Source organism: Oleiphilus sp. HI0128 (genome assembly GCF_001635365.1).
On the sequence record NZ_LWGG01001494.1, the window covers coordinates 1 to 824 of the forward strand.

Annotated in this window: 1 pseudogene; it reads right to left on the reverse strand. The window is 44.1% G+C overall.

The window, feature by feature from the left end:
• Window positions 1–49 precede the first annotated feature (49 nt).
• Window positions 50–824, reverse strand: a pseudogene (locus A3763_RS24665) (hypothetical protein); the annotation flags it as partial.

Sequence of the window (824 nt, forward strand, 5' to 3'; positions counted from 1 at the left end):
ATGAAAACCGAGTTCATAGATCAGCATTGGTTTCGTTTTTTAGGGTGTTTTATGAACGCTTTGATTGAAGCTTTCGTGATAACACCGCCGCGATGAGCAGCAATAACATCATCCAGGGGCTAGATGAGCCTCCACCAGAGCTCGGGTAAGCGCGGGTGTTGTTGAAAGCTGGTTGATGGGCATCTTTACGATGGTCTCTTACCGGCTGGCTTGCGCGTTGTTGTTTAGCCTGCAATTCTTTCTTTACGCGTTTGGCGTTATCTCTTGAAATGTTAAGCTGCTTGAATACCTCTTCTCTCACAACAATCATCGAAGTGTAGTCGGTGACTAAACCATATTGTTTGGCAATGTCGATGATGGCTTGTTTGGCATCTGCATCTTCGCCTAGATAGTCAATTTTATTCTGCAATGCTTCAATGCTCGCGAACGCCCATAACCTTTCTATCTCAGGGTTGAGTTCACTTTGTTTTGGGAAGTCAAAAGACGTTGTGTAGGTTTGTTGTTGGCCTGACATTTTGCCTTTGATTTCAACCGTTGCTTTACCATTTCCCCAGTAATGTCCGAACAAGATAAGCTGCTGACCTCGGTACACAGAACCGATACGGGCGGGTGTAAGGTTTTTAACCTTAACGCCGTCAATATCAACTTCGACATCATGAAAGGCTTCGTGAGTTAGTTTTTCGGTAGCGATCATTAGCTTGCCAACGATGTCATCACTATTGGATACACTCATTGCGAAGCCGTTAGAAATTTTTGTCATGCTATCGAGTAGTGGTCTATTAGCACTGTTGCCCATCACAAAGGTAAAGAGTCGTACATCATAT